The 26,507-nt window shown below is 39.2% G+C and carries 22 protein-coding genes; 14 read left to right on the forward strand and 8 right to left on the reverse strand.

Annotated features, from left to right (window positions below; translation table 11 throughout):
- Position 1 precedes the first annotated feature (1 nt).
- Positions 2–376 carry a hypothetical protein gene (locus tag HPC41_RS16260; RefSeq protein ID WP_172395056.1) on the reverse strand — a complete coding sequence of 125 codons (375 nt, stop codon included), beginning with the start codon at positions 374–376 and terminating at the stop codon, positions 2–4.
- Between the two features lie 433 nt (positions 377–809).
- Here HPC41_RS16260 and HPC41_RS16265 point away from each other — a divergent pair, with 433 nt between their 5' ends.
- On the forward strand, positions 810–1,334 hold the full coding sequence (locus HPC41_RS16265; RefSeq protein WP_172395057.1) for a hypothetical protein: 525 nt from the start codon (positions 810–812) through the stop codon (positions 1,332–1,334).
- Between the two features lie 103 nt (positions 1,335–1,437).
- Positions 1,438–2,316, forward strand: coding sequence for an OmpA/MotB family protein (locus HPC41_RS16270; RefSeq protein ID WP_172395058.1), 879 nt, complete (start codon positions 1,438–1,440; stop codon positions 2,314–2,316).
- 86 nt (positions 2,317–2,402) lie between these two features.
- Here HPC41_RS16270 and HPC41_RS16275 read toward each other — a convergent pair whose 3' ends face one another.
- The 3 genes from HPC41_RS16275 to HPC41_RS16285 form a co-directional block, all read right to left on the reverse strand.
- Positions 2,403–3,038 (reverse strand): gluconate 2-dehydrogenase subunit 3 family protein, encoded by a 636-nt coding sequence (locus HPC41_RS16275; RefSeq protein ID WP_172395059.1) that lies wholly within the window; start codon positions 3,036–3,038, stop codon positions 2,403–2,405.
- Positions 3,039–3,041: 3 nt separating this feature from the next.
- On the reverse strand, positions 3,042–4,778 hold the full coding sequence (locus tag HPC41_RS16280) for a GMC family oxidoreductase (RefSeq protein WP_172395060.1): 1,737 nt from the start codon (positions 4,776–4,778) through the stop codon (positions 3,042–3,044).
- 307 nt (positions 4,779–5,085) lie between these two features.
- Positions 5,086–6,678, reverse strand: coding sequence for an ABC-F family ATP-binding cassette domain-containing protein (locus HPC41_RS16285; protein WP_172395061.1), 1,593 nt, complete (start codon positions 6,676–6,678; stop codon positions 5,086–5,088).
- Between the two features lie 259 nt (positions 6,679–6,937).
- Here HPC41_RS16285 and HPC41_RS16290 point away from each other — a divergent pair, with 259 nt between their 5' ends.
- Complete coding sequence (locus HPC41_RS16290; protein ID WP_172395062.1) at positions 6,938–8,275, forward strand: sigma-54-dependent transcriptional regulator; 1,338 nt, start codon at positions 6,938–6,940, stop codon at positions 8,273–8,275.
- A 163-nt stretch (positions 8,276–8,438) separates the two neighbouring features.
- Here HPC41_RS16290 and yiaA read toward each other — a convergent pair whose 3' ends face one another.
- Positions 8,439–8,888: an inner membrane protein YiaA gene (gene yiaA / locus HPC41_RS16295; RefSeq protein ID WP_246250797.1), complete on the reverse strand. Its 450-nt coding sequence runs from the start codon at positions 8,886–8,888 to the stop codon at positions 8,439–8,441.
- Positions 8,889–9,048: 160 nt separating this feature from the next.
- Between yiaA and HPC41_RS16300 the strand changes: the two genes are divergently transcribed.
- Entirely contained in the window at positions 9,049–10,548 is a 1,500-nt protein-coding gene (locus tag HPC41_RS16300; RefSeq protein WP_216660802.1) for a hypothetical protein, read from the forward strand.
- 18 nt (positions 10,549–10,566) lie between these two features.
- On the opposite strand, the gene HPC41_RS16305 is transcribed toward HPC41_RS16300, so the two are convergent.
- Positions 10,567–11,670 carry a DUF695 domain-containing protein gene (locus HPC41_RS16305; protein ID WP_172395064.1) on the reverse strand — a complete coding sequence of 368 codons (1,104 nt, stop codon included), beginning with the start codon at positions 11,668–11,670 and terminating at the stop codon, positions 10,567–10,569.
- 263 nt (positions 11,671–11,933) lie between these two features.
- On the opposite strand from HPC41_RS16305, the gene HPC41_RS16310 reads away from it, so the two are divergent.
- From HPC41_RS16310 to HPC41_RS16330, 5 genes are all read left to right on the forward strand, one after another.
- Positions 11,934–12,440, forward strand: coding sequence for a BON domain-containing protein (locus HPC41_RS16310; RefSeq protein WP_172395065.1), 507 nt, complete (start codon positions 11,934–11,936; stop codon positions 12,438–12,440).
- Between the two features lie 12 nt (positions 12,441–12,452).
- Positions 12,453–12,872, forward strand: a complete 420-nt coding sequence (locus HPC41_RS16315) for an SH3 domain-containing protein (RefSeq protein ID WP_108633042.1) — start codon at positions 12,453–12,455, stop codon at positions 12,870–12,872.
- 183 nt (positions 12,873–13,055) lie between these two features.
- On the forward strand, positions 13,056–13,925 hold the full coding sequence (locus tag HPC41_RS16320) for a hypothetical protein (protein WP_172395066.1): 870 nt from the start codon (positions 13,056–13,058) through the stop codon (positions 13,923–13,925).
- Positions 13,926–14,163: 238 nt separating this feature from the next.
- Positions 14,164–15,366, forward strand: coding sequence for a tyrosine--tRNA ligase (gene tyrS, locus HPC41_RS16325; RefSeq protein WP_172395067.1), 1,203 nt, complete (start codon positions 14,164–14,166; stop codon positions 15,364–15,366).
- Between the two features lie 132 nt (positions 15,367–15,498).
- Entirely contained in the window at positions 15,499–17,256 is a 1,758-nt protein-coding gene (locus HPC41_RS16330; protein ID WP_172395068.1) for an aromatic amino acid hydroxylase, read from the forward strand.
- A gap of 109 nt (positions 17,257–17,365) precedes the next feature.
- Here the strand turns inward: HPC41_RS16330 and HPC41_RS16335 are convergent, their stop codons facing one another.
- Both HPC41_RS16335 and HPC41_RS16340 read right to left on the reverse strand, forming a co-directional pair.
- Complete coding sequence (locus HPC41_RS16335; RefSeq protein WP_172395069.1) at positions 17,366–18,265, reverse strand: flavin reductase family protein; 900 nt, start codon at positions 18,263–18,265, stop codon at positions 17,366–17,368.
- A gap of 13 nt (positions 18,266–18,278) precedes the next feature.
- On the reverse strand, positions 18,279–19,253 hold the full coding sequence (locus HPC41_RS16340; protein ID WP_172395070.1) for a fumarylacetoacetate hydrolase family protein: 975 nt from the start codon (positions 19,251–19,253) through the stop codon (positions 18,279–18,281).
- 305 nt (positions 19,254–19,558) lie between these two features.
- Here HPC41_RS16340 and HPC41_RS16345 point away from each other — a divergent pair, with 305 nt between their 5' ends.
- The 5 genes from HPC41_RS16345 to HPC41_RS16365 all read left to right on the forward strand — a co-directional run bounded on the left by HPC41_RS16345 (position 19,559) and on the right by HPC41_RS16365 (position 26,501).
- Positions 19,559–20,716: a homogentisate 1,2-dioxygenase gene (locus HPC41_RS16345; RefSeq protein WP_172395071.1), complete on the forward strand. Its 1,158-nt coding sequence runs from the start codon at positions 19,559–19,561 to the stop codon at positions 20,714–20,716.
- Positions 20,717–20,745: 29 nt separating this feature from the next.
- The gene (hppD, locus tag HPC41_RS16350) at positions 20,746–21,873 is read left to right on the forward strand and encodes a 4-hydroxyphenylpyruvate dioxygenase (protein WP_216660803.1); all 1,128 of its coding nucleotides are present in this window, start codon (positions 20,746–20,748) and stop codon (positions 21,871–21,873) included.
- Positions 21,845–23,113 carry a Glu/Leu/Phe/Val dehydrogenase dimerization domain-containing protein gene (locus tag HPC41_RS16355; RefSeq protein ID WP_288811421.1) on the forward strand — a complete coding sequence of 423 codons (1,269 nt, stop codon included), beginning with the start codon at positions 21,845–21,847 and terminating at the stop codon, positions 23,111–23,113. The genes hppD and HPC41_RS16355 overlap by 29 nt, the downstream gene beginning before the upstream one ends.
- A 786-nt stretch (positions 23,114–23,899) precedes the next feature.
- The gene (locus HPC41_RS16360; protein ID WP_172395072.1) at positions 23,900–24,679 is read left to right on the forward strand and encodes an N-formylglutamate amidohydrolase; all 780 of its coding nucleotides are present in this window, start codon (positions 23,900–23,902) and stop codon (positions 24,677–24,679) included.
- On the forward strand, positions 24,669–26,501 hold the full coding sequence (locus HPC41_RS16365; RefSeq protein ID WP_172395073.1) for a peptidase MATCAP family protein: 1,833 nt from the start codon (positions 24,669–24,671) through the stop codon (positions 26,499–26,501). Before HPC41_RS16360 ends, HPC41_RS16365 begins: the two co-directional genes overlap by 11 nt.
- Positions 26,502–26,507 lie beyond the last annotated feature (6 nt).

A 26,507-nucleotide genomic window follows, 5' to 3' on the forward strand; every position in this document is an offset into this window, starting at 1 on the left:
ATTATTTATCTATTTGTAGTAGATTATTAATGACTTCAGTAATATTATCGATATCTTCACCGTCTTCCAACATCGAAAATGCAAGATATGTTGCATAAATCTCTGGGCTAAATTTAACGTGTTTGTCAGAAATAAACTTATCAATCTGCTGCTCATTGCATTCAAAATTGATGCTTTGCAACTCATTGAACAAGTTAGTTGAGATTGTTTGATGGTTTTCTCCACAGGCAAATCCTGCTATAACATGAAATAGAAATTTGTCGGTAATTTCGTCGTCCTCCTTTTTGAACATCGCACGAATATGCTTATAATCGAATTTAGTTTTTGCACTATTGACTATAGTGTCCCAAATCTGATACTCTGCTTTTGTCTCCATAGCTCACTTTTAAATTTATATTGGTATAAGCAATATACTAAAAATAATTTTATTTTGGGCAAGGATGAGCGCAAGATTTCTTTGAAAGCGACACAAAATCTAATTTATTTTTGCTACATTTTGAGGTAAATTAAGACACTAAAAGGTTGAAAACCATTTCCCCCAATAAACATCCCAATAAAACACCAAAAAGAATGGATAGACTTATTTTAAGCCATACAGGGCTTGTTGTTAATGCTAATTTCATGGCGCAAAAATGGGTTAAAAATATCCTTTAAGAAAGAATTTTAGTGTCGAAAAAACCTATTGTAGTTATATAACGACATATGTGTTAGGCTTTGTGGTATGATAATTGAAAATTAATATTTGGATTCGATTTTTTTAGTAATTTAAGTCGGAAAATGATTTTTTTGAAATAGCCTGATTTATAATTATGATGACACGAATAGTATTGACAGTATTTTTATTTACAATAGCAAAAATAGGATTGGGACAGCAGCTGAATATTGATAAGATAAGAAAGGATTATGCTGAGGCAGTAAAGGACGAGGATCTTTGTGAACGTAATTTTGATATACTTGATGAAGGGGCAAAATCTACCACAGAAAGGGTTTATCGTGCGGCTTATGAGATATTAATGGCTAAACACATGGGCAATCCATTTAAGAAAATTAGCCAGTTTAAAGAAGGTAAAAAGCATTTGGAGGAAATAATCAAAAATAATCCCAATCATATTGAAGCAAGGTTTATTCGATGGAGCGTACAGGTTCACGCACCATCTTTTTTGGGTTATAAAGATAATATCATAGAAGACAAAAATTTCCTTGTCAAAAATCTCCATAAATTGCCCAATGAAGAAGCGAAATCGATTATTTACAATTATCTGAAAGGAGCAAATCCTTATTTGAAAGGGGGACAGGTTTTCGCGATAGCTGAATTAAAGGAACTCGCGCAATAGACGTTAAAGGATGTTAATTCGATAAGATGGTTTTTTTTTGGCTGAAATATTGCTTTACTTTAGTTTAAAGAATTAATTCAACATCTACAAAATTTAGAATGCTATGAAGAATATAGTTTTTCCGATGTCCATACTGACCGCGAGTTTACTTTTTACAGGATGTGGTGTCAGCAAAAAAAAATATGTTGGTTTGCAGACGGATTATAAAAATTTGCAAACACAATATCAGGATAGTCAACTTCAATTGACTGAAAGTCGGTCAAGGATTAAGAGTTTGGAAGACCAATTAGCTTCAGAACGACAAAATAATGCTGATCTTAAAGCGGCTTATGCTGCCTTACAAAGTTCCTTGGATAAGAGTATCAATCAAAATTCACAAGGAAATGTCAATATTTCCAAATTGGTTGATGAAATCAACGCATCAAATAAATACATTAAACATCTTGTTGAGACAAAGAACAAATCAGACTCGTTAAATTTGGTATTAACAAACAATTTGACAAGATCACTTAGTCGTGAAGAATTACAAGAGGTTGATGTTCAGGTGTTAAAAGGTGTTGTGTATATTTCCCTTGCAGATAATATGTTGTATAAGTCGGGTAGTTATGAAATCAGTGATCGAGCAGATATGACCTTAAGTAAAATAGCGAAGATCATTCAAGACTATAGAGATTATGAAGTGTTAATAGAGGGGAATACAGATACAGATCCAATTTCAAAACCAAATATTCGGAACAATTGGGATTTAAGTACATTGAGAGCATCTTCGGTTGTCCAGGCTTTGCAGACAAAATATGGAGTGGATCCTAAGCGATTGACAGCAGGGGGTAGAGGAGAATATAACCCTATTGCTGATAATACAACTGCTCTTGGAAAACAACGCAACCGTAGAACACAGATTATTATTACACCGAAGTTGGATCAGTTTATGGAATTGATCGATAAAGCTCCGGAACCGACTGAGGTAACGCAGGAACAATAATTAAATTAATACAGCTATTTGTGGAGAAATCCAGTGTATTGTTCAATAAAAAATCCTTTCCAAAAGCCTTGGAAAGGATTTTTTTATTATCCAAAAAACTTACTTGGATCAAAACCATGCTCTTTCAGTACATCGTCTGGAACACCGTTCCAGACACCGGGTTTATTACCCGCATATCCGATGTCTTTGATGCCAATCTCGCTCGTATAAAATCCCGAAGAAGTAAGGTTGCGCATTAATGAAAAAAACGCGGCCCCTTGTTGCATTTCTGGTTTCGCCAATTCAGGATAAGCAATTTCATCCACTAATGCAAGTTGATCTTTTACATCGCATTTTATAAATACATTACCGTATCGTCTTTTAGACTGAAGGTCCAGCCAACGTAGTCCACCACGCATGGGGATTTTATTGTCAGGCAGATCTTTGACAATAAACTCTATAAAATCGGGAACTCCTGCTTCCGAGGCGCTACCAGATTTACTGTCTTTTGGAATAATGATATCGGCTAAAACAGTAATTGTTGCCATTTCATGTTCGTCAAAAAACTTTTCTGCATTTAATTGCGCTGTCCGTTCATATTCAAAATCCTGGACACCAGGTAGTTTTTCGCCATTAGCTGTCGCTGTTGTATTTTGGGCGTCTTTGGAATTACAAGCTGCGGTTAAAAGACCTGATCCAGCAGCAATAAAGCCTAATGCTTTTAAAGATTCTCTTCTATTCATGCTTTAACCATTTAATTTTTTCTTTTCTTGTAGTATATATTCTGCTGTACGCATTGACAAAGCTAGAATTGTCCATGTAAGGTTTTTGTCACCTTGTTGTACAAATGGTCCGGCATCTACCACATAGAGATTTTTACAGTCATGGGCTTGTCCCCACTTGTTCAATACCGAAGTTTTCGGATCGTTCCCAATTCTGGTCGTGCCACCTTCGTGAATAATTTTTCCTGGAGCTTCTAAGCCATATAAGGTATCAGCACCTGGGATTTTAGATGTGATGACAGCTCCCATTTCGTGCATAATGGATTGAAATGTTTCTTGCATGTGCTTGGCTTGCGCTATTTCTTCATTAGCCCATTTATAATTGAAGCGCAGTATTGGAATTCCAAATTTATCAACCTGACTAGGGTCAATTTCACAGTAATTGTCCTTTCTTGCCAATGCTGTACCACGACCGGCCATGCCAACATTTGCACCATAGTAGCTACGGAAATCTTCTTTAAGTGTTGCACCATAACCACCTTTTGCTTTGGTTTTTCCATCGGCATTTTTTCCGGCATCATTTACCTTTGGTACCCAATTTAGGAAACCGTAGGATGGCATATGTAAACCGCCGCCGTATTCAATATGGTAACCTCGTGGGAAAGCCAGTTTTGAGTTATCTTCCCACCATGGTGAATAAATATGGACACTTCCGACGCCATCTTCGTTATATCTTTTGCGATCGAGTAATTGTGGTAAATAGCCTGACAGGCTGGCACCAGTTGAGTCATGTAGGTATCTTCCTACTAGGCCGCTACTATTACCAACACCACCTGGATGTGCTTTAGATTTTGAGTTCAGCATGATTCGGGCACTTTCGCAGGCGCTGGCGCCAAGAATAATAGTCTTTCCCTTCACGGTATATTCTTGTAAATCTTTCGTGTCAACATAGGAAACACCAGTCGCCAATCCTTCATCGTTGGTCAACACTTCCCGTACCATTGCATTGTCGATCACCTTTAAATTACCCGTTTTCATTGCCGGGATTACCAGGCAAGACGACGATGAGAAATCCCCGTATACTTTACATGCACGGCCACATTGCCCACAATAGAAACAAGTACCTCTGTCTTTGATATCTTTGGAGACCTCAGTCAGCACAGCACCACGTCCGGGAATAACGGGTATACCAGCTTTCTTCGCGCCTTTTGCGATGTATAATTCGTTAAGACGGGGTTTAGGTGGTTTCATAAAAATACCATCGGGTTCGTTATGTATACCCTCCGCTGTGCCATAGATGCCTATCATACGGTCTACCCGGTCATAAAACGGTTTCACTTCATCATAAGTGATCGGCCATTCATCCGTGACCCCATCTTTAGGTTTGAAGTCATCAGGTCCCATGCGCAAAGATATGCGCCCCCAGTGATTTGTTCTACCACCCAGCATTCTCGCTCTAAACCATTCGAATTCGGTGCCATTGACTTTACTGTAAGGCTCGCCCTCAAGTTGCCAGCCACCAAAGGCGGCATCGAAATCGCCAAAAGGTCGTGTGGTACCTGCTCCTCTTCGGGGGGACTCCCATGGCCAACGTAACTGTAACGAATCTTTTGCCGGATCATAAAATGGACCAGCCTCTAGCATCAATACCTTGAGACCTGCATGCGCCAGGATATATCCGGCCATACCTCCACCAGCACCAGAGCCAACTACGATCGCGTCAAACAATTCGGGATTCTCTTTAATTTGATAATTTGACATAATTAAATTGAGTAACTAATTGAATAGCCTGTGAGATACAATTTCCTCGGAAACTTTTATATCTATGGGATGGTTCAATTAATTGATGGTTATTGTTTCATGTTTAAAATCATCGTGAATATATTGATAAAATTTTATTTTTTTTCAATTTAATTTATCGTTTTAGCATGTTTCTAAATAAAGAATATGAGATTGTTACAAAACACAGTGCTATCAATTTAAACATAGCGAGGTTGATAAAGGTACACGCGGAGCGAATGTGCCGATATTGCTGCTATATGAAATATCGGCTGTAGTTTTATTTTACTCAATTTTTTAAGCTTATTGTGCTATCTATTCCGATCTCCTGCTGAAATATTTCATCGTGTGAAATGACAATTAGTGTGCCTTTGTAGTCCCGGATAGCACGGGTAAGGATGCGAATATTCTGTATATCTAAATTATTGGTAGGTTCATCTAATACAATCAAATCCGGAGCTTGCTGCTTAATCGTTAGACAACAAAGAATCAGGCGCATTTTCTCGCCACCACTCAGGAGCTTACAAGATTTGTCCCAGTCATTTTTCCCAAATAGAAAACGGTTAAGTCTGATTTTTACGTCGTGTTCCGCTAACGATGCACTGTTATAATTTTGAGCCTGTTCGTAAACGCTCAACTTTTGGTCGATAAGTGAATACTCTTGGTCAAGATAGATGGAGCTAAAGTTATGTCTTTCAATTTGACCTTGTGTAGGAGCTAGCTTGCCTAAGAGCAATTTGATCAATGTGGTTTTGCCAGAGCCATTGTTGCCCTTTAAAATAATTCGGTTTCCACTGATTATCTGTAAGTCTATATTTTCCTTCCAGAGTTCAATTGAATTGTATTTAAAATTGATGTTGGAGGCTTTGATGAGGCTTTTTCCAAGCGGGAAAATACTGTTTCCTAAATCAATTTTGATTTCATCCAATGCTGCTTTCGTATTTCTGAGTTCTTGGAGACTGGACTGAATATCTCCAATTTTTTCTTGGTGCACACTCTTGATTTTTGCGGTGCTTTTTTCCGCATTGTTCCGTAGTGTGTTCATCATGATGCGGGCCACACCTGCTTTCTCCTGTTTTTTTTGCCCGCGATTGTTTAATCTATTTTGCCTTTCAATGGTTTCTCTCTCTTTTTCTTTAGCGATTTTGGCTGCTTTTTCTTGCTGGTGTATGTCTTGTGCTAACGCATTGCGTTCTATTTCTTTTTGCGATTCGTAAAAGGCATAGTTTCCTCCATAGCGCTTTATACCATTTGCGGTCATTTCTAAAGTATCTTCCAGGAGATTGAGTAGCATCCGATCATGGCTGACGATTACAATGGTTTGCTTTGAAGATTGTATCCAACGATAAAGCAACTTTTTGCTAGCCATGTCCAAATGATTGCTGGGTTCGTCCAAGAGTATATATTCAGATGCGTGAATCTGAGTCCCAGCGAGCAACACTTTAGTTTTTTGTCCGCCGCTGAGATCAGACATTTTCTGGGTTAAATGAATTTGTGGTAAATTCCAGTAGCCAAAAGCCTCTTGACAGCGCTCCTCCAGCGTCCAGTCATCTTGAAGATTATTGAAATGTTCTTCTGAAGCATCGCCTTCTAAAATCGCATATAATGCTTCTAGTTTATTGTCAATGCCCAAAGCTTGAGCGACGGTAAATTCATCATACTGTCCTGTAACTTGCGGGACGTATAAAGGGCGGGTGTCGCTGTGCAAGCTGCCTGTAGTAGGGAATAGATCACCGGCGATCATGCGCAATAATGTAGATTTGCCAACACCATTGTTGCCAATTAATGCTATTTTCTCGTGGGTATTGATTGTAAGACTTATATTTTCAAATAATAAATCTTTATTCGGATGTATATAAGATATCTGCTGTAATGAAATCATGGTAAATTCTTTAAATGTTAAAACAGACCATCTCGGCAAGTTATTTACCGACGGTATTGATTATGTTATAAAGAATTTTAATCTTACATACAGTTTATTTATGTTGTGGTAGGACAAATATACGCGTTTATTTTTGATCTCGAAAAACTTTTTGAACTATAGCAATTTCCTTATACTGGAAGATGTGCAGCCGTACACTAATTTTTGAGGATATTATTGCTATTTGCATTGAACAAATCGTAATTTTGAAAAAAAAATAGTGAATAAAATACTTCTTATAGATGACGAAGAGAAACTTCGTAAATTACTTGCTAAGATCATCACTTTGGAGGGATTCGAGGTAATCGAGGCCTCCGATATCAAATCTGGCTTGAAAAAGCTCGACATTTTCGACATTGATGTTGTATTATGTGATGTTAAGCTGCCTGATGGTAATGGTGTGGAAACGGCAAAACTAATCAAGGAACGTTTTCCTATCACTGAAATTATCTTATTGACTGCCTATGGGAATATCCCAGATGGAGTTCAGGCGATTAAAAATGGCGCATTTGAATATATTACCAAAGGTGATGATAACAACAGAATAATTCCTTTGCTCTATAAGGCCTGTGAGAAAGTTGCGTTGGCACGACGCGTAAAACAGTTGGAAAAACAGTTAGGTAATAGGCTCTCATTTGATAAGATTATAGGTAGCTCTGTTTCAATTAAATCTGCAATTTCCCTTGCCCAAAAAGTATCCATAACCAATACGACTGTACTTTTAACGGGGGAAACTGGGACCGGGAAAGAGGTTTTTGCACAAGCGATCCATCAAGCTAGTCCGCGGAAGGAGCGGAGTTTTGTTGCAATTAATTGTGCGGCTTTCACAAAAGATCTGCTGGAAAATGAATTGTTTGGACATAAAGCAGGAGCATTTACAGGAGCAACAAAAGACCAACGTGGTCTATTCGAAGAAGCGCATTTGGGAACTATTTTTTTGGATGAGATCGGAGAGATGGCGATTGAACTTCAGGCTAAAATTTTACGTGTATTGGAAACAGGTGAATTCTTAAAGGTCGGTGATTCCAAACCGACGAAAGTGGATGTCCGTATTATTGCTGCTACCAATAGAAATCTTGAAGCTGAAATTGACGCCGAACATTTTAGAAGCGATTTATTTTATAGACTATCCGTCTTTACGATACAATTACCACCTTTGCGCGATCGCGTTCAAGATATTCGATTGTTGGCCCAATATTACGCCGATATTTTTGCAGTAAAATTGAATCTCAAACCCTTGCAAATGACAGCTGAATTTATTGCTGCCCTCGAGCGAAATGCTTGGCGTGGAAACATCCGTGAATTAAAAAATGTGATTGAACGCAGTGTCATATTAAGCGAAAATGGAAAGCTTGAGGCTGAAAGTCTTCCTTTTGGGACGAATAGCTCGAAAGCGGACGATATGTTATCCTCCAGTTTTTCCATGGCCAATATAGAACGTCAACACATTCAGCGCGTGCTGCAGCATACAAATGGGAATAAAGCAGAAGCAGCACGGTTATTGGAGATCGGTGTAGCCACGTTGTATCGAAAAATCGAGGAATATAAAATGCAATGAAACGTGACGTAAAAACATGTGGACTTACTTAAAAACTATACCGAAAATACGATAGGGAAAATATTACAGCAAAAAAGCGCATAGAAGCAGGAGGATAAGTAAAAACATGGTTTACAATAAATCCTGTGGCATGTTAGCCAGCGGCCACAGGATAGACAAACCGCTAAAGTTTTATTTCATTGTCATCGATAAGTTTGGCATCCCGTGTATTTTTCTGAACGGCTATTGCAGCGAATATACTTAATGAAAAAGACATAGCATAGAATCCTTTTTCGCTAAGTAGCAATTCTGCATTCCATAGTCCCACAACAAGTAAGACTACGGCAGCAATTGTCGCAAACCAACTTAAACCATAGTATAGTTCAGTTACAGCAAGTCCTTCGGCTTTATCTCTGACACTTTTTTGAACAGAAATAACGGCAAATAAGGCAAACAATAGAATTGTAAAGTAGTATCCCTTTTCATTTAGTGCCATGGTTGCATTCCATAATCCAATGCAATAACCAATAGTTCCTACCAGGAGAGCTGTCCAGGATGCACCAATGAATGCTCCAGTAGGTTTGAAAGGATTTCTTATGTTTGAATCCTTTTTTGAAATTTTTTCTTCAATCATGTTTTTTAGCGGTTCCATAATTTTAATTTTTTATTGTTGTTTTTGTTATTTGTTGATTCAAATATCAATAGGATTCTCCATTATATAAAACCAATTTATTGGAAATACTGATGATATATTTTTATTTGTTAGATTTGATTTTCTGTTAAATTTCGATGATATGGATGCAATTGTAGAACTCATTGGTGTATTGAATAATGAAGATATAAAGGACTTTAAAGCGCTTTTGAAAAAGAAAAATAAACGGAAAGATGTCAAAAATATCAGGTTGCTTGAAATTTTGGAAACTGATGATATAAATAGATTAAAAAAACTCTACCAATCTTCGGGAAATAAGGATGCTTATCATGCTTTAAGAAAAAGATTACATGATAGTCTGCTATTTTATATTTCAAACAAGATCTTTGAGCGAGACAATAGTGAGGCGCATGAAGCCTTGAGGTTGCTTGTAGTGGGGCGTTTTTTGTTAGAAAATCATCTGATAAAACTTGGGTTTAAATGTCTTCAACGGGCCGAAAATAAGGCGCTGTTTCTTGAACAATTTAGTTTGCTCAATGAAATCCTCCAAGTCAGGTTGCAATATGCATATTTAGAACCTAGCCTTAATTTGGAATTACTGATCGATCGTTTTAGGGGGAATCAGTATAAGATGCAGCAGGAAGCAAAGTTTCAGATAGCTTATGCGCTTTTGAGGGCCGAATTGCAAGACATCCATTTGAAAGGAAAGATTGTTGATCTGAATAAATTAGTGCTTGATACAATCGGTAAGTATGAAATTTCGTTAGGGGAGTTATTGTCCTTTAAGTCACTTTATCAGATATTATTTATTGCAAATGAATATGCTTCTTTACACCAGAATTATACGTTGGTGCGGTCATTCCTGAAAACGAGTGACGAATTTATAACAAAACAAAAGGTAAATTCGGTTCATCACTTGTTTTATTACTTACATATTCTCTATTATCTCGCTAACTTTAATTTGCGGAATCGGTTATTTCACGAAAGTCTAAGGTACCTGGAGCTATTAATTCAAAGCTGTTCTTCAACAAGCATTCTTTATGCTCAGTTTCACTTACGTTGTTATTTGCTAAAGGCTTTAAACTACCACTATATGGGCGAGGGAGTTGAAGCCCTTGCTATTTTAAGGTTTGGGATCCAACAGTCAACATCGAAGTCTAATGAAAGTGATCTTGCAGATTTACAATTATGTCTGGTTATGTTTTTGACACAAGTCCAAGATAAGCTTGCATTGACAGAATGGAGGAAAATGATCCGAACGGATGCTTGGTATGAGAAAAAAATGGGCATGCTATGGACAATTCGTAAAAGTTTGTTGGAAATATTGATCTATATTCAGTTTGGGGATATTGAGCTAGCAGTTTCGCGCGTGAAAAGCTTTAAGCGCCGATATAAAAAATATCTGGAAACAGTGCGTGAAGGTCGTGTTGTTAATTTTTTGGCACTAGTCGAAAAGTATTTGCAGAATCCAGTTATTGTTAAGAATAATGCTTTTGTAGCAGATATAGACGCAATGGCTGACAACTCCGAAAATCAGGATTTATTTGTTTTCGGATTCATTGCCTGGTTAAAATCTCTAATCACATCGGAAAGCCCTTACCTAGCGCTATTGCGTTTAGTAAGAAAATTGGATTCGTTGTAAAGACTCCAATGAATGTTATTATTCCACTGTCCTGTTGAACCGCTCAAAAGACTTCCAATATTTGTCTTTATAGACCGTATAGTCTATCTGGAGGTTATTCTGATACAGCATTATTAATTGATCTATCGTTTGGGATGATTTTCGAAATTCGGTGCATGCAAGATAAACTTCCCTTAAGTTGTCCGCGGTTTCTCTGCCAATATTGAGAAAACTAATATCACATGGAAGACATGCCATTAGTTCATCTTCGAATTTATCCATCAGGTCATATGTTGTCTGATCAGGCATGCCATTTGTCGCATTTCCATCATAATTGATCCGTAATATTACGATCCAAGGATGTGATGCCTTTCCATCCCAGTCCAAAAGTGTCGTATTTATTATGGCTAAAATAGGTAAATTATTTTCAAGCATGCCCTCAAAAGCCGTATAGGAATCATTTTCAGTTTCGTGATTGATATCCGTGTATTTTTCGACAAATTCTTTTTCCCGCCATATTAAATAGTCTTTTAATTTGATCAGTGGAATGAGTTCTCCCGTTGCTTGCTTGCTGGAAGTAACATTTAAATTGTCTATGGTGATGATTGAGTTTAGCTCACCAATATAATTATCTAAGAATATTTCAACCCCGTGAGCGATGTTAGCCTTGTTTTCCTCTGTGTATTCGGGATGAGTGATAACAATGTCGACATCATCTGGACGATAGATGTGTTCAATAGGGTAGAAATGCATTTCGTTAATATCAAAGGAGAATCCATACATCGATATTTTGAATTTCTCCATATCTTCGATTGCTGGTTTTAAAGCAGTAAATTTCCAGTTTGGAAGGGAAGGGGCCGCATCTATTAATGCTTCGACAAATGCGATATTTTTTACAACCCCATCAGGAGTGATGACAAGTTCAGCTATATCATCGTTATACATGCCTGTTAGAAAGTAGAGTTCTTTTCGAAGTGCGTCGATTTTGGGGGAGAGCTTGCTGAAAAAATTCTGATCGATATGATCGCTATTTTTTACAATTTGAAAAAAGGTCCGTTCGTGTTTTACAAACCAATTCCAGAAATCCTGTATATTATCTTTTTTATTTTCTTTCTTTCCAAAAATATTGTTCAAAAACCCCATAATGAATATTTATCGATTGAATCCTTATGTAGCCCCTATACCATTCACACCCGCTGCTTTTAAAATTAATGATATAATTATGATCCAACAAGTGATTTAAGGTTTAAAATTATCTGACAAACAATTGGCTTGTCTGTTTGTTAAGGAATTGTTGGAAATTATAAATTAATATAGGGCTGATGAATATGCAGAATTGAAATACAACATTCAAGAATAGAATTTGGATATTCCATCTGGCCTTTAAAAAAACAAATTATTTATATATGAAATTTTGCAAACTAACATTTTGTCTTTTGGCAACATCGGCAGCACTCTCTTTTTCTGCATGTAAATCAGGTTTATCAGATGATAAATTGGAGGAGAAGATTGAAAATGCACTGACAGGACGTAAAACCGTAGATGTTGAGGTCGAGAAGGGAAAAGTAATCCTCAGCGGCACAGTAGCATCAGAGGAAGAAAAACAACAAATCGAATCGATCGCGAAGACCGCGGGGGATAAGGATGTGAAGTCCATTCAAAATAATATTATTGTGAGTGCTCCAGTAGCGACCACTCCAGCGCCAATTGAAACATCGAATAACGATGCTGTACTCGGGGCGGCTGTAAACACTTTCATGAAAGATTTTCCGTCGGTGCAAGCCAGTGTCAAAGATGGCATTATTTCGGTGACAGGTACGTTAGAGCAAGCAAAGATTGTAACACTGAAACAAGGTTTGGATAATCTGAATCCCAAAAAAGTGGATTTGAGTGGTATTGTTGTTAAAAAATAAATAGCAAAAATTATGTCATTACAAGAAAAATATAAAGTTCTTTTGGATACTGCGCAATCTTCAGGAGTCAACGATCTGAATTACGCTGAGATGGACGGTGTGCTTCAAATTAGAGGTACCGCACCTACTGCCGATGTGAAAAATAAACTGTGGGAAATTTATGGCAATATAGATCCAAACTTTCAGACCGGCGATGTCGTTTTAAATGTTGATGTAGCGACCGAAGTACCGGGAAGTCAGGTGAAAGTTATCACAGAAAATAGTAATTTAAATATCAGAAAAGGTCCTGGGACAGACCAACCTATCGTTGGTAAAGCAGCAAAAGGTGAAATTATCACTTTGATTAGCAAAGCAAACGATCAATGGTGGCTGGTAAGAACCAACGATAACGAAGAGGGATACTGCTATGCACAATATCTTGAATCCGTTTGATAGGACGATTTCTTTATAAATAATACATGGGAGATATATCTTAACGATTTATCTCCCTTTTTTTGTGAATCCTACGCTGTTATTAATCTGCGTTTATTCAGTATTTGTCCACGAGGATTTTCGCCGTTCCTAATTTTTGGTGTAATAATTGTACTATTCTTTTTGCAACAAACTTATTACAATATGCTAAAATTGAATTTTTTCTTAATACCATGTATCGCCTTGTTGAAACAAATAGCCGTAGCCCAGGAGTATGTTCGCCTAGATAAAGATACTTATCAGTTGCATTTATCGGAATCTCCAAAGGATACTATTCGTGTAATTGAAAAAGGAAGCACAATTAAGTTGAAGCCTGGAAAATATATTCTACAGCAAAATCAATTTATGGGCCCTTCAAGTGCTTTTATTACGATTGACCAAGAAGGTTTGGTGGGTGGCAACTTTAAGATCGAAAAGGACGGCAAACGCGCTATCGTTCAGGTAAGACATGGCATAATGCAACAGATGGAAGTGAAAACGGATGCGGTTTTGAATTTTCAATACGCAATTACGGATACGTCAAGTGTGCAGCGCGATTTTCGAAAGGGTAAGATCAGCCAAGAGAAGATTGTGGTATACCAGGCTAACCTGGGAAAGAAAAAGGTGCTGAAGACCTTTTTTGATACCTATTATACTGTTGAAAATGAATTTGACCATAGTAAAGCGGACTATAGTTTGGATAATAAGTTACTTTATAAAGCAAAGCTGGATTGCGTTGGCCAGGTCGTGGAGTCTAAGTCGTTCAATAAAGAAGGTCAATTACTTAAGCATACCTATAAAAAAAATAAAATCAATTATACGGACTTATATCAGCAGAATAATCTCGTAGAACGATTGTACATATCCAACGGTTCAACTTATCGAGAGTACTTTAAAAATCAATTGTTGCTGAAGAAAATCGTTGAGAAAAAGCAAAATGGGCATATTGAAAGGTATGTATATAATGCAGAAGGTAAACTATTGGAAAAAAATGGAGTAGAAGAAACGAAAGGTAGAGATGGCGATAATGTGTAGCCGTGATCTGTTCGTCGTAAAGTTATTGTACGCTATGACTTTTTGGATTTTAGAAATATTGCGTTAACTTTGTCTTGTCAATGAAGGAAATGAACAATATATTACGTCTTCCATTTTTCTTTAATTATTATCTCCCGATGGTAGTTCGGGAACCTATGCGTATTAAAATTTAAAAAATTCAATTATTTATATAGCTAAGCCCGAACATAACGTTCGGGCTTTTTTGTTTTTAATCATTATGTTAACAAATTTAGAAGAAAACATCGAAGTTACGTTGCCGAGAGGAGGATTGAAATCCAAATTGGAACAGTCGAAAGAAGCGGGGCGTCCGTTGATTATTAAGTTAGGCTTTGATCCTACTGCTCCTGACCTTCATCTGGGACATGCCGTGGTATTAAAAAAGTTAAAGCAATTTCAGGAACTGGGACATCAGGTTGTAGTATTGGTTGGCAGTTTTACGGCGCGGATCGGTGATCCGACGGGAAAAAATAAATCGCGCAAACAGCTGAATCAGAAAGAGATAGATGATAATGCATCCACCTATCTTACACAATTGTCCAAAATTCTTGATATGTCAAAGGCGAAAGTCGTATTTAATGGCGACTGGCTGGACAAATTAAATTTTACGGAGGTGATTCAGCTTGTTTCAAATGTGACGGTAGCACAGCTGATGCAGCGCCATGATTTCCACAAACGTTTTACCGAGAACCAGCCCATCGGCCTGCATGAACTCATCTATCCGATATTGCAAGGTTTTGATTCGGTGCATATCAAGAGCGATATTGAGATGGGCGGGACTGACCAATTATTTAATTGTACAATGGGGCGTCAGCTGCAGGGATCTTTCCATCTTGATCCACAAGTTGTTTTATGTATGCCATTACTCAAAGGCTTGGATGGTAAGGAAAAGATGAGTAAATCATTACACAATACGATTGGACTTTTGGACGAGCCTAACGATATGTTCGGTAAAGTGATGTCCATACCGGACAGCTTAATTACGGAATATATTGATCTTACGACAGACTTTAGTCAAGGGGAAAAGACGCTATTAAAATCACGCCTAGAAATGGGGGAAAACCCCATGGAAGTCAAAAAGCTTATTGCACATAATATCGTCTGTCAATATCATCAACCACAAGCCGCTGCGGCTGCAATGGAGTTTTTCGTTAGGCAGTTTCAACGAAAAAATTTGGATGATAAAAGTTTTGAAGAAGTTTCACTAAAGCTTATACTGGAACGATTCGGCAGTGCTGTAAAACTTGTTGATCTCTGTCATTTTTTAGAAAAGAATAGGAGTAAATCCGCTATCCGCCGATTAATTGCTGAAGGTGCTGTTCAGATCGATTTAGACAAATGTACAGATCCTGATAAGTTCGTTGGTCTGGATGTTGGTTTAAGAATTAAATTAGGAAAAAGAGGTTTTTTTAAAGTTGTTTAGTAAGGTTGTTGTCTTTATGTGTTTTATTTATTTTGTAAATAAGCATAAGAATATAGATCTGTTCTTTCGGAACTCATAAATAATTTTTATCTTCATACAGAGTCTCCGACTTTACTTTGATGCCGATTATAAATGGAAACATACAATAATATTGTTTTGGAGCAGCTGCCCAAACATTTAAAGCGCTATGTAGTCGCACAGCGATACGAGCGTTACACGGCTTTGGATCAAGCCTTATGGCGCTATGTCATGCGTCAGAATTATTCTTTCTTAAAAGACGTAGCTTACTATCCATATATACCGGGGTTAAAGAAAGCGGGTTTGTCAATCGAACATATCCCGGATCTACAACAGATGAACGATAGCTTGAAGCAGATCGGCTGGGGCGCAGTGACGGTGGACGGGTTTATACCACCCGCCGCTTTCATGGAATTTCAGGCACATCGGGTATTGGTTATCGCGGCGGATATACGGCAGCTCGAACATATTGAGTATACACCAGCACCGGATATTATTCACGAATCTTCGGGGCATGCGCCTATCATAGGCGAACCGGATTATGCTGTTTACTTGCAATACTTTGGTGAAATTGGTACAAAAGCACTGTCATCCCGTAAGGATTTTGAATTATATGAGGCGATTCGCCACTTATCCATTTTAAAAGAACATGCGGGTACTAGCGAAGCCGAACTGGCGGATGCGGAAAATCATCTAAAGATCGTTCAGGATAATATGGGTGAGCCTTCTGAAATGGCTTTATTAAGCAGGCTACACTGGTGGACGGTAGAGTATGGGCTGATCGGCACGCTGGATGATCCGAAGATCTATGGAGCTGGACTGTTGTCTTCTATAGGTGAGAGTGCGAGTTGTATGCAAAAGTCGGTACCCAAGCTGCCTTATGACTTAAATACGGTATCGTACTCCTATGATATTACCAAGCCGCAGCCGCAACTGTTTGTCACGCCCGATTTTGATCATTTGATGGACGTGCTGAATCAGTTTGCTGATACCATGGCTTTCCGGCTTGGAGGGAAACAAAGTTTAGAAAAAGCGATTGAATGTGGGGCAGTGTGTACGGCTGTCTATCGTTCCGGATTGCAGGTGTCTGGTGTTTTTAAAACCGCCAATGCAGATCAAGTTGTTTCCTATATACAAACAGAAGGACCCACAGCGCTGGCTTTTTCAGGGAAACAATTGGAAGGACAGGGGATAGACTATCATCGGGAAGGATTTGGTTCACCCGTCGGTCGCTTAAAGGAAAGCAATATGGATCTGGAGGACTTCTCAACCGAAGAACTCGCTAACTATGGTATTGTAGAAGAAAAGCGATGCACGTTAAATTTTTCTTCAGGCATCGTGGTTGACGGTATTATTTTGCAGATTGTGCATCAGGGGGGGAAGATTGTATTGATTTCATTTGAAGACTGCGAAGTTTATCGCAATAATCGCGCGGAAATTTACTTTAAACCTGAATGGGGAACCTATGATATGGCGGTGGGGGCTGAGATCATTTCAGTTTTTGCTGGCGCTGCAGATAAAGATGGATATGAATCGCTGGATAAAGAACTGGAGGAACCAACAGCTTCATCGTATACTGATGTAAAAGATTCTAGGCTGGTCGCATTGCATGCAGCAATAAGAAAACTTAGGACAGAAGCTTTTGACCCGGAGCGTTGGATGGGTATCTTTAGCGAGTTGGCTGCCGAGACTACAGATCACTGGCTCGCTTTGGTTGAACTTTATGAGATCGCCTGGGCATATAAAGCCAATAATTTAGCTGATTGTGCCGAAAATAAGCTTCAGGATATTATTGCTAGGCGCCCCAGGTTGAAAAAACTTATTGCTGATGGTATACGTGTTGCAAAAAAGGAAGTCTTAAATAACTCTTAAGTGAAATGATTGATTCCAAATATGAAAAAATAGGGTATGCACGGGCTAAAGCAACAGTCTGCCTATACTTCCCTATTTTACTACCATGTGCAGTAATATGGAGTACTTTTTATAAACTTAATAGTATCTGCCATGCTTTGTTCAATTGCTCTGAATCCAACAATTGCGCAGCATAAGCATGTACTTTTTGTGTCAATTGTGGTGAGCCTTGTGGAAAATTCAGCCGAAGGTATTTTAAATATTTATCCTCTTTGGTGGCTTCCTCTAAAACCGGCAAGGATTCAACATTGGCCAGTAACCCGAGATGGTTTCCGGTAAGTACTTTGGAAAGGCGAACACTTTGGGGCAGCTGATCTACACCGATGCCCAGACTGCGGAGTGGCTTAGGAACAATAAAGAGGTTTTCATTGGTTACGCGACAGTACCAGTCACCCCCGAGACGGGCGACCAAGTCGAGCTCCTCTTGTTTTATCGTATTGTTCTTGTGCAAGAGGTGTTTGTGCACATGCATATAGATAACTTCGGCAATAACGAGATTTCCTGCTCCGGGTTCGTCGCTCAAAGCGATCACTTCTTTCACACGACATTCCAGCTGAACCGGGGATTCTGCTACCCGCGGCGGGCGAACGTGTAATGATGGGATCGGTGTAAACCCAGATTTGTCAAATTCATTTACCTCCTTAGCATACTCTGTGCTCGCCAGTGACTGTTGCTGTACCATCGTATAGTTTACGATATTGATGACGACTTCATTGACTTCCTGAATGTTGTCCAGCGTATGCTTGGTACTTCCATCGCGCATGCGACGTAAGGGGGAGAAGACACATATGGGTGGCTGGTGTGACATCAGATTGAAGTAGCTGAAAGGACTCAGGTTGACATTGCCCTCCGCATCGATCGTGCTCGCAAAACAGATTGGACGAGGTGCAATGGCATATTTGATTAAATTATCCATGATGGCTTTATCAGCCAAGGACTCAAAAGTGACTGTATCGAAAGAAGAATTCATTAGTTGAGTAGATTTATTGGTGGTATAATACAACGGAGTTGGAAAGTGTTCCCAAACCTGTTACTTCCAACTCGATCCGATCGCCTACTTGCAACCATTGATCCTGATGAGCGGGATTCTCGATGCGCCCAGTGCCATTGAGCTCTAAAAAACAGCCGGTTCCAACTGTTCCCGATCCGATCACATCACCCGGGAATAGACGCACGCCGTAGGAAGCGCGTTCAATAATCTCCGCAAATGTCCAATGCATTGTCGCAAAATTACCAGCGGAAACTTGCAGGCCATTCACCCGGCACGACATGGCGAGATCATATTTATCGCCAATATGGCCCACTGAGGGCTTAATTCTATAAGATTCCAATTCGTCTTTCGTTACTAACCAAGGGCCGATTGCCGTCGCAAAATCTTTACCTTTAGCGGGACCTAAACTTAATTTCATTTCGTCCATTTGAAGTTTTCGGGCACTAAAATCATTCATGATCATATACCCAGCTATATACTCATCGGCCTGTGAGGCGGGAATATTGATGCCACTTTTGTTGATCACGATAGCTACCTCAAGTTCAAAATCCAATTGTTCAAGATGTAAAGGCATACAGCGTATAGGGCCCGGACCTTGTATGGCCTGATGGTTGGAAAAGTAAAAAACGGGAAATTCGTCGAATTCAGGAATCATATCCAAACCACGATTCCGCCTTGATGTTGCTACGTGCTGTCGAAAAGCATAGGCATCACGTACCGAAGTCGGATGGGGGACAGGTGCAACAAGTTGAATTTCTGATAGTGAATGGTAAGGTCTCGCTATGCCGCCCCTTGTTAAAGCCTGATGGAAATGCGTTAACTCGGCCATAATTTCCTCCCCCCCCGCTAGAAAACCAATCATGTCAGTCGGAAGAGAAGGAGCGATATCCGAGCAAGTATATACCCGGTCATCGATCACAATTCCTAGTTCGTGTTGACCATTTTTTGAGCACGTAACAATTCTCATATCGAAATTTTATTGGTTATTTAATGTTGAATGCAGTACAAATATATTGTATAAGTTTTAAAAAAAATATTTCTTTCCTTGAAATAGAAAAATATACTTATCTTTATACTAACATTATAAACTTGTAAAAATGATCAATCGTGGAATATATCGCTTTGCGTCATCCATGCCCTATATTGCGTTCAACAAAGCAATTATAGCGGATATCGTTTTTGCCCAATACTAATCCTTCCGAATTTTTTGCCAATAGTTAATCGGCACATTGATATTCATTATTTTTTATAACCGTTTTAAATCGTAGAATTATGCCATTTTATGTTAAACAAGGGCAAATTCCAGCACAGCGACACACTGTTTTTAGAAAGCCCGATAATACGCTCTATGCGGAGGAATTGGTCTCCACTCATGGCTTTTCTAGCCTTTATTCGTTAGTGTACCATTGCCATCCACCTACACTGGTGAAGCAGATTCATGAACCTTATGAGGTGGCACCCAACATCGCCCGTGAAAAACACCTTAAGCATACCAGTCTAAAGGGATTTCAGGTGCAGGCCAAAGATGATTACCTCGAAAGCCGGACACCCGTTCTGGTTAATCAGGATCTCCATATTTCGCTTGCTGCACCCAGATTATCCATGAACGATTATTTTTATAAAAATAGTCAGGCCGATGAGATTATCTTTATCCACCAAGGAACAGGGAAACTCAAGACAGGATATGGAAGTATTCCGTTTCAGTACGGTGACTATCTGGTTGTTCCCAGAGGCACAATTTACCAGATGGAATTTGATCAGACGGACAACCGACTATTTATCGTAGAATCGTTTTCTCCGGTACGTACACCCAAGCGTTACCGCAATGAATTTGGGCAGCTGATGGAACACGCGCCTTTTTTTGAGCGCGATATTCGGATACCACAAGACTTGGAAACTTTTGACCAGTTTGGTGACTTTGAGGTCAAAATCAAAAAGCAAGGCTTAATCTATCCCTATGTTTATGGCAGTCATCCTTTTGACTTTATTGGCTGGGACGGTTATCATTTTCCCTGGGCATTTTCGATTCATGATTTTATGCCGATTACCGGGAAATTACATCAGCCGCCACCGATCCATCAGACATTTGAGACGGATAGTTTTGTGCTCTGTAGCTTTTGCCCGCGTCTTTATGATTATCATTCAAAAGCTATACCGACACCTTACAACCATAGCAATGTAGACTCAGATGAAGTATTGTATTACGTCGATGGCGATTTTATGAGCCGGAAATCCGTTGAAAAAGGACAGATTACCTTACATCCAGGCGGTATACCGCATGGACCACATCCAGGTACAGTAGAAAAGAGTATCGGGCAGGTTAAAACCGAGGAACTTGCCGTGATGATTGATCCTTTTCGTCCACTAATGCTGACAGAAGAAGCGTTAAAAATAGAAGATCCGGATTATTTTAAATCATGGATGAGTTAAATTGAATACGAATAACCTTTATATACATTATGGCAAATACATTTGCGGAAAAAACTGCCCAAGCGCAAGATTTTCTACCTATTAATGGAACCGATTTCATTGAATTTTACGTTGGCAATGCCAAACAGGCAGCACATTACTACAAAACAGCGTTTGGTTTTCAGTCAGAGGCATACGCAGGGCCTGAGACAGGGGTCAGGGACCGTGCATCCTATGTCTTAAAACAAAATAAAATACGTTTAGTACTGACCACGGCGCTGAAGTCGGATCATGCTATTGCAGAACATGTAAAGAAACATGGTGATGGCGTGAAGATTCTGGCTTTATGGGTGGATGATGCCCGAAAATCGTTTGAAGAAACCACCAAAAGGGGCGCAAAGGTCTATCAGCAGCCCGAGTTACGCCAAGATGAATATGGGGAGGTCTGGACTGCGGGGATCTACACGTATGGTGAGACCGTACACTTATTTGTCGAACGGAAAAATTATGCCGGCGTATTTATGCCCGGGTATGAGAAATGGGAAAGCGATTACAGTCCGGCAGAGACCGGTTTGCTTTATGTCGACCATTGTGTGGGCAATGTAGGTTGGAATAAAATGAATGAAACCGTCCAATGGTATCAGAATGTTATGGGCTTTGTAAACATTCTGTCCTTTGATGATAAGCAGATCAATACGGAATATTCCGCCTTGATGAGCAAAGTAATGAGCAATGGCAATGGCTATGTGAAGTTTCCGATCAATGAGCCCGCTGAAGGCAAAAAGAAATCTCAAATAGAAGAGTATCTCGAGTTTTACGAAGGTGAGGGTGTTCAGCACGTGGCATTGGCAACAAAGGATATTTTACGTACAGTGAAGGAACTTAAAGCCAGGGGAGTTGAATTTCTCGGTGCACCTCCAGAAGCTTACTATGATATGTTATCAGAAAGAGTGGGTGAAATAGATGAAGAAATCCGGGTGATCCAAGAACTGGGTATTTTGGTAGACCGTGATGAAGAGGGTTATTTGCTACAGATCTTTACCAAACCTGTGGAAGACCGACCTACTTTATTTTATGAGATTATTCAGCGAAAAGGTGCACAGAGTTTTGGCGCTGGTAATTTTAAGGCACTTTTTGAAGCGATCGAACGTGAACAAGAACGGAGAGGTAATCTATAAGGACATGCTGGGTATGAAAGAATTATTGCGCGCATTTGAGCATCGGAGTCCAGAAATTATATTTGAATGGAAGGATAGCGAAACTGAAGCACGGGGATGGGTTGTCATTAACTCTTTACGAGGCGGTGCAGCTGGTGGTGGTACACGTATGCGTGCAGGCCTAGACCGGCATGAGGTAGAATCCCTGTCCAAAACGATGGAGGTAAAGTTTACTGTTTCAGGACCAGCGATTGGTGGGGCCAAATCCGGAATTGATTTTGATCCGGACGATCCGCGAAAAAATGAAGTCTTGGACCGCTGGTTTAAAGTGGTGACGCCATTACTAAAAAACTACTACGGCACAGGCGGGGACCTCAATATCGACGAGATCTATGATGTCATTCCGCTGACAGAAGAATATGGACTATGGCATCCACAGGAAGGTATATTGAATGGGCACTTTAAAGTAAACGAGAGTAATCGTATCCATCAAATAGGACAGTTGCGTTATGGTGTTTCTAAAGTTTTGGAGGACAATACTTATAGTCCGGATTTAAAGCGTAAATACAAGGTTGCGGATATGATCACTGGCTATGGTGTCTCTGAATCCATTCGTCATTATTATCAGCTTTTCGGGAACGACTGTATTGGAAAACGTGCAGTCATCCAGGGGTGGGGAAATGTTGCTGCAGCGGCGGCATTCTATTTATCCAAATTGGGAGTAAAAATTGTCGGAATTATTGATCGTGCCGGTGGTTTGATCAATCGGGATGGTTTTAGTGAGTCAGATATTACCCAGTTATTCCTGACGCGAAAAGGTAATGAGCTGCATGCTCCGGATTTGATTTCTTTTGAGCAGATGCAGCAGGAAATATGGGGATTGAAGAGCGAAATCTTTGTGCCTGCAGCTGCTTCACGTTTGGTTTCCAAAGATCAAATACAGCAACTTTTGGATAATGGGCTTGAAGTCATTGCTTGTGGTGCAAATGTACCTTTTGCTGATCAGGAAATATTTTATGGACCTGTTATGGAATTTGCGGATCGACGTGTCGCGGTAATCCCTGATTTTATAGCCAATTGTGGTATGGCCAGGGTATTTGCTTATTTAATGCAGCGAAATATTGAAATGAGTGATGATGCCATCTTTTCAGACGTTTCAAAGGTGATTTTTGAAGCGCTGAAAAAAATAAGGGATTCTTCTCCCGACTGCACCCAATTATCATCCCGAGCTTACGAGATTGCACTCAAACAATTGGTGTGATAATAGTAAAACTTCATAAACGAAAAACACTTGAAGCGGGGAACTTCAAGTGTTTTAACTAACCAATTATTAACCTAAATTTATGAATATTTAAAACAGTACAAGACCTGTGCCAAAACTTATTTATCTAAGATGAATAAAATGTCATTTTTTTGTTAACTTATAATTTCGTTCCAATTTTGGTTAAATCGCTAAAGTCGTTGACTCTAAAAAGCTAATTCTCTATTGAATCCATCATGGGAGGTGGATGTGTTAAAGGATGCAGATATATTAAGGGTTATTACTGTTTTATTTTTTAAACTGTTGATAAACAGAAACTCCTGAAGCGGGGAGCAACAGGAGTTTTCCTAACCAATTATTAACCTAAATTTATGAAAAGTACAAGTATAACGTGATGAGAATATAAAATGTTTCAACTATTTTCACTTTTTTAGATTTTTTAACATTTTTTTGTATTTCTATATTGATTTTCAGTAAAATATTCTAATATTTATATTCTTTTCGTATTAGAAAATAAAAAACCTGTTAGCGGGGACTAACAGGTTTTTTATAAACTAACTAATTATTAACCTAAATTTATGAAACTAGTAAACAACTTTCAATAAGAATGCCAGGGCATAAATCAGTCAGTCGGTTTAACGATTTTTAACGCTTTCTATGGCTAACACGTCGGTACTTCCTTGTAACAAGGCTTTAGTATTTTATTTTTCAAACCTTTTATCGCTTGTAAGCGTTTACTTAATCAGAGTGAGCAAATAATCATTAAAACTGTTTAATATAAAGTACATGTCCTTATCCTATCTTTATCAATTCGAAAATTATAGAAGCCCTTTTTGGGCTTTTGCTATCCACGATGGTCATCATATCGATGCGGATTTAGAAACGTATTTACATATTGCTCCCGAAGATCGTTTACGTGAGGAGGATCCGTATACAGCAATTTTGGCAGAATTGCCCTTTAACCGCTTTGTTTGTGGCACATCGAGGTTCCAACTGGATTTAAATCGGAGTAAGGATGGAGCGATTTATCTGACTCCCGAACAGTCCTGGGGAATTCAGGTCTGGAGGTCAGCGTTGCCGCAACAAATAAAAGATCAACTGTACGAATCTTATGACATGTTGTACCGGAAGATAACGCAGCAGATTCAAAACACCATTGACCGCTATGGCTATTTTGTTGTTTATGATATTCATAGCTATAATGCGCTCCGAGATGGGCCGACGGCTATGATCGACAAAGTAAACAATCCACAGATTAATATTGGAACAGCAAACAATCACAGCAAATGGCAGGAATTGACCAGCTCATTGATGGATGTGCTTCGTACGGGTAAAGATGGGCAGGTCTATGACGTGCGTGAGAATGTTAAATTTAAGGGTGGCTTTTTGTCATCTTATTTAAATGAGCAATTTGGCGATAAGGGTTGTGTGTTTTCTATTGAGTTTCGCAAGGACTTTATGAATGAATGGACCGGAGAGGTCTACCCTCAAAAGTTACAGGAATATAAGCAACTTTTAATGCAAACCACTGACACCCTCGAATCCTATTTTGCCTATGAAAGATAATACGAAGCAGTTAGCGGCTATCCTAAAAAAAATCAAAAATAAGGAGGTTTTTCATACGCAGATACCACCAAAAAATAAAATGGTATTCAATCAGGTTGTGCCTTATTTATTTTTGTATCGACAGTTTTTTAGTCCGGATCCGATGCTGGCGGAACTGGTAAAATCCGAACCTGCGTATTTTAGAGTTAAGGACCCAGAAATGAATGTATCGGACTGGATCGCACCGATACTTAACCAGTTCGTCGAAGAATTTGGTGCATGTCTAATTATAGAAGCTTGGACGGCAAGCCCGGGGCAGGAAGAAGATATTCAGATCCATATTGCCCGGAAAAATGTACAATCCATTGCACAATATCTTGGAAAGCAATTGGAAACGGAGGAATCTATTGCAAAAGTCGAAATTGTGACCGACACGAAAACCAATGCGACACAGAGTCTCTCTCCAGCGAGTATACAATTGGATAAACTAAATAGTAATATCTTGTATATGGGATTAGAAATCAAACCGAAGTATCTGCTGGGGGCCAACCAACAAATACTTCCCATTGATCTTCGTCATTTTCGTGAGGCTATATCCCGAAGTTTATCCAAAACATTTTTTGAATTTATTCGCATACATACCCTGTCAAAGCCAACATCATTTAAAATTAGTCATCCCAAAAAGATGCTTCCTTTGGCTTGGGAAATCGATCAAAAATTGGCCCGTGAAAGCCAGCGGTTTGATTTTCTATTGTTGGTAACACCGACAAATTCCTATGACGCCTGGCTGCAGTTCAAAAAGGGAAACTATCGCAGGGTTCCTGTTTTTCATTATAGACCCATGCCGATTGATCCCGATATTATTAAACGTAACCTCTATAATCTACATATTGAAGACCTTTATGACCCTTCCATAGCTTATTTGTTTCGGGATAAACGCAAAGAGCTCGATCAGATGATGAGCATGCTGAGCGAAAGGGGGAAAGAGGGATTTTTACTTGGCAGCATGCAGGTGTTTGGTACCGTCAACGAAAAGCTGTTGGAAAAAGCGCAGGCCATATTAACAATTACAGCGACTGACAGGGAGCATCAAACAAAGGAAGAGGATGTCGTCTATGCAGAAGAGTTTGCGAAACTAGCACAGGAAGAACTGGATTATTTAAAAAGCCAAGATCCTAATTTTGGTACGACTGTACGGCTTCGGGATGATATCTATGGAGTGATGGTGAATCAAGGGGTGCTAAATATCAGTAAACAATATAGTCTGCCCCGACATCGGGTACAGGCATTGATCCAACACGAAGTTGGGACTCATATTGTCACCTACTATAATGGCAAGCAACAGCCCTTCAGCCTTTTTAGATTGGGAGTTCCAGGATATGAGAAGCTTCAGGAGGGATTGGCCGTACTCGCCGAATACTTGGTTGGAGGCTTGACGAATAATCGATTACGCATATTAGCCGGTAGGGTGGTGGCGGTATATCACATGCAACAGGGAAATACTTTTTTAGATACATTCGCGCTGTTGGTAGATAAATATCAGTTTCTGCCAGAGACGGCTTTTCAGATGACTATGCGTGTTTTTAGAAGCGGAGGGCTCACAAAAGATGCGTTGTACCTCAGTGGTTTGATCGAATTGATAAATTATATAAAAAGTGGTCGGGATCTCACCTTGCTGACTATGGGCAAGATCAGGGAAGATTATATCCCAATAGTCGAAGAATTAATGCTTAAGGGTGTATTGAATGCACCGGTGTTAACACCCAAATACTTGAGCTCACCCTATAAAGATGTGTTAACCAACCTGAAGAAAAGTAAAGGAATATTTCAGATGATACAATAATCAGCG

The organism is Sphingobacterium prati (assembly GCF_013167215.1).
GTDB lineage: Bacteria > Bacteroidota > Bacteroidia > Sphingobacteriales > Sphingobacteriaceae > Sphingobacterium > Sphingobacterium prati.

Coding starts and splice junctions, on each gene's coding strand:
- HPC41_RS16305 (WP_172395064.1), bottom strand. CDS start 11,670: ATGGGGTTTTTGAACAATATTTTTGGAAAGAAAGAAAATAAAAAAGAT.
- HPC41_RS16365 (WP_172395073.1), top strand. CDS start 24,669: ATGAAAGATAATACGAAGCAGTTAGCGGCTATCCTAAAAAAAATCAAA.
- tyrS (WP_172395067.1), top strand. CDS start 14,164: ATGTTAACAAATTTAGAAGAAAACATCGAAGTTACGTTGCCGAGAGGA.
- HPC41_RS16275 (WP_172395059.1), bottom strand. CDS start 3,038: ATGAATAGAAGAGAATCTTTAAAAGCATTAGGCTTTATTGCTGCTGGA.
- yiaA (WP_246250797.1), bottom strand. CDS start 8,888: ATGATTGAAGAAAAAATTTCAAAAAAGGATTCAAACATAAGAAATCCT.
- HPC41_RS16260 (WP_172395056.1), bottom strand. CDS start 376: ATGGAGACAAAAGCAGAGTATCAGATTTGGGACACTATAGTCAATAGT.
- hppD (WP_216660803.1), top strand. CDS start 20,746: ATGGCAAATACATTTGCGGAAAAAACTGCCCAAGCGCAAGATTTTCTA.
- HPC41_RS16315 (WP_108633042.1), top strand. CDS start 12,453: ATGTCATTACAAGAAAAATATAAAGTTCTTTTGGATACTGCGCAATCT.
- HPC41_RS16360 (WP_172395072.1), top strand. CDS start 23,900: ATGTCCTTATCCTATCTTTATCAATTCGAAAATTATAGAAGCCCTTTT.
- HPC41_RS16300 (WP_216660802.1), top strand. CDS start 9,049: ATGGATGCAATTGTAGAACTCATTGGTGTATTGAATAATGAAGATATA.
- HPC41_RS16335 (WP_172395069.1), bottom strand. CDS start 18,265: ATGAATTCTTCTTTCGATACAGTCACTTTTGAGTCCTTGGCTGATAAA.
- HPC41_RS16280 (WP_172395060.1), bottom strand. CDS start 4,778: ATGTCAAATTATCAAATTAAAGAGAATCCCGAATTGTTTGACGCGATC.
- HPC41_RS16285 (WP_172395061.1), bottom strand. CDS start 6,678: ATGATTTCATTACAGCAGATATCTTATATACATCCGAATAAAGATTTA.
- HPC41_RS16345 (WP_172395071.1), top strand. CDS start 19,559: ATGCCATTTTATGTTAAACAAGGGCAAATTCCAGCACAGCGACACACT.
- HPC41_RS16265 (WP_172395057.1), top strand. CDS start 810: ATGATGACACGAATAGTATTGACAGTATTTTTATTTACAATAGCAAAA.
- HPC41_RS16340 (WP_172395070.1), bottom strand. CDS start 19,253: ATGAGAATTGTTACGTGCTCAAAAAATGGTCAACACGAACTAGGAATT.
- HPC41_RS16310 (WP_172395065.1), top strand. CDS start 11,934: ATGAAATTTTGCAAACTAACATTTTGTCTTTTGGCAACATCGGCAGCA.
- HPC41_RS16320 (WP_172395066.1), top strand. CDS start 13,056: ATGCTAAAATTGAATTTTTTCTTAATACCATGTATCGCCTTGTTGAAA.
- HPC41_RS16270 (WP_172395058.1), top strand. CDS start 1,438: ATGAAGAATATAGTTTTTCCGATGTCCATACTGACCGCGAGTTTACTT.
- HPC41_RS16330 (WP_172395068.1), top strand. CDS start 15,499: ATGGAAACATACAATAATATTGTTTTGGAGCAGCTGCCCAAACATTTA.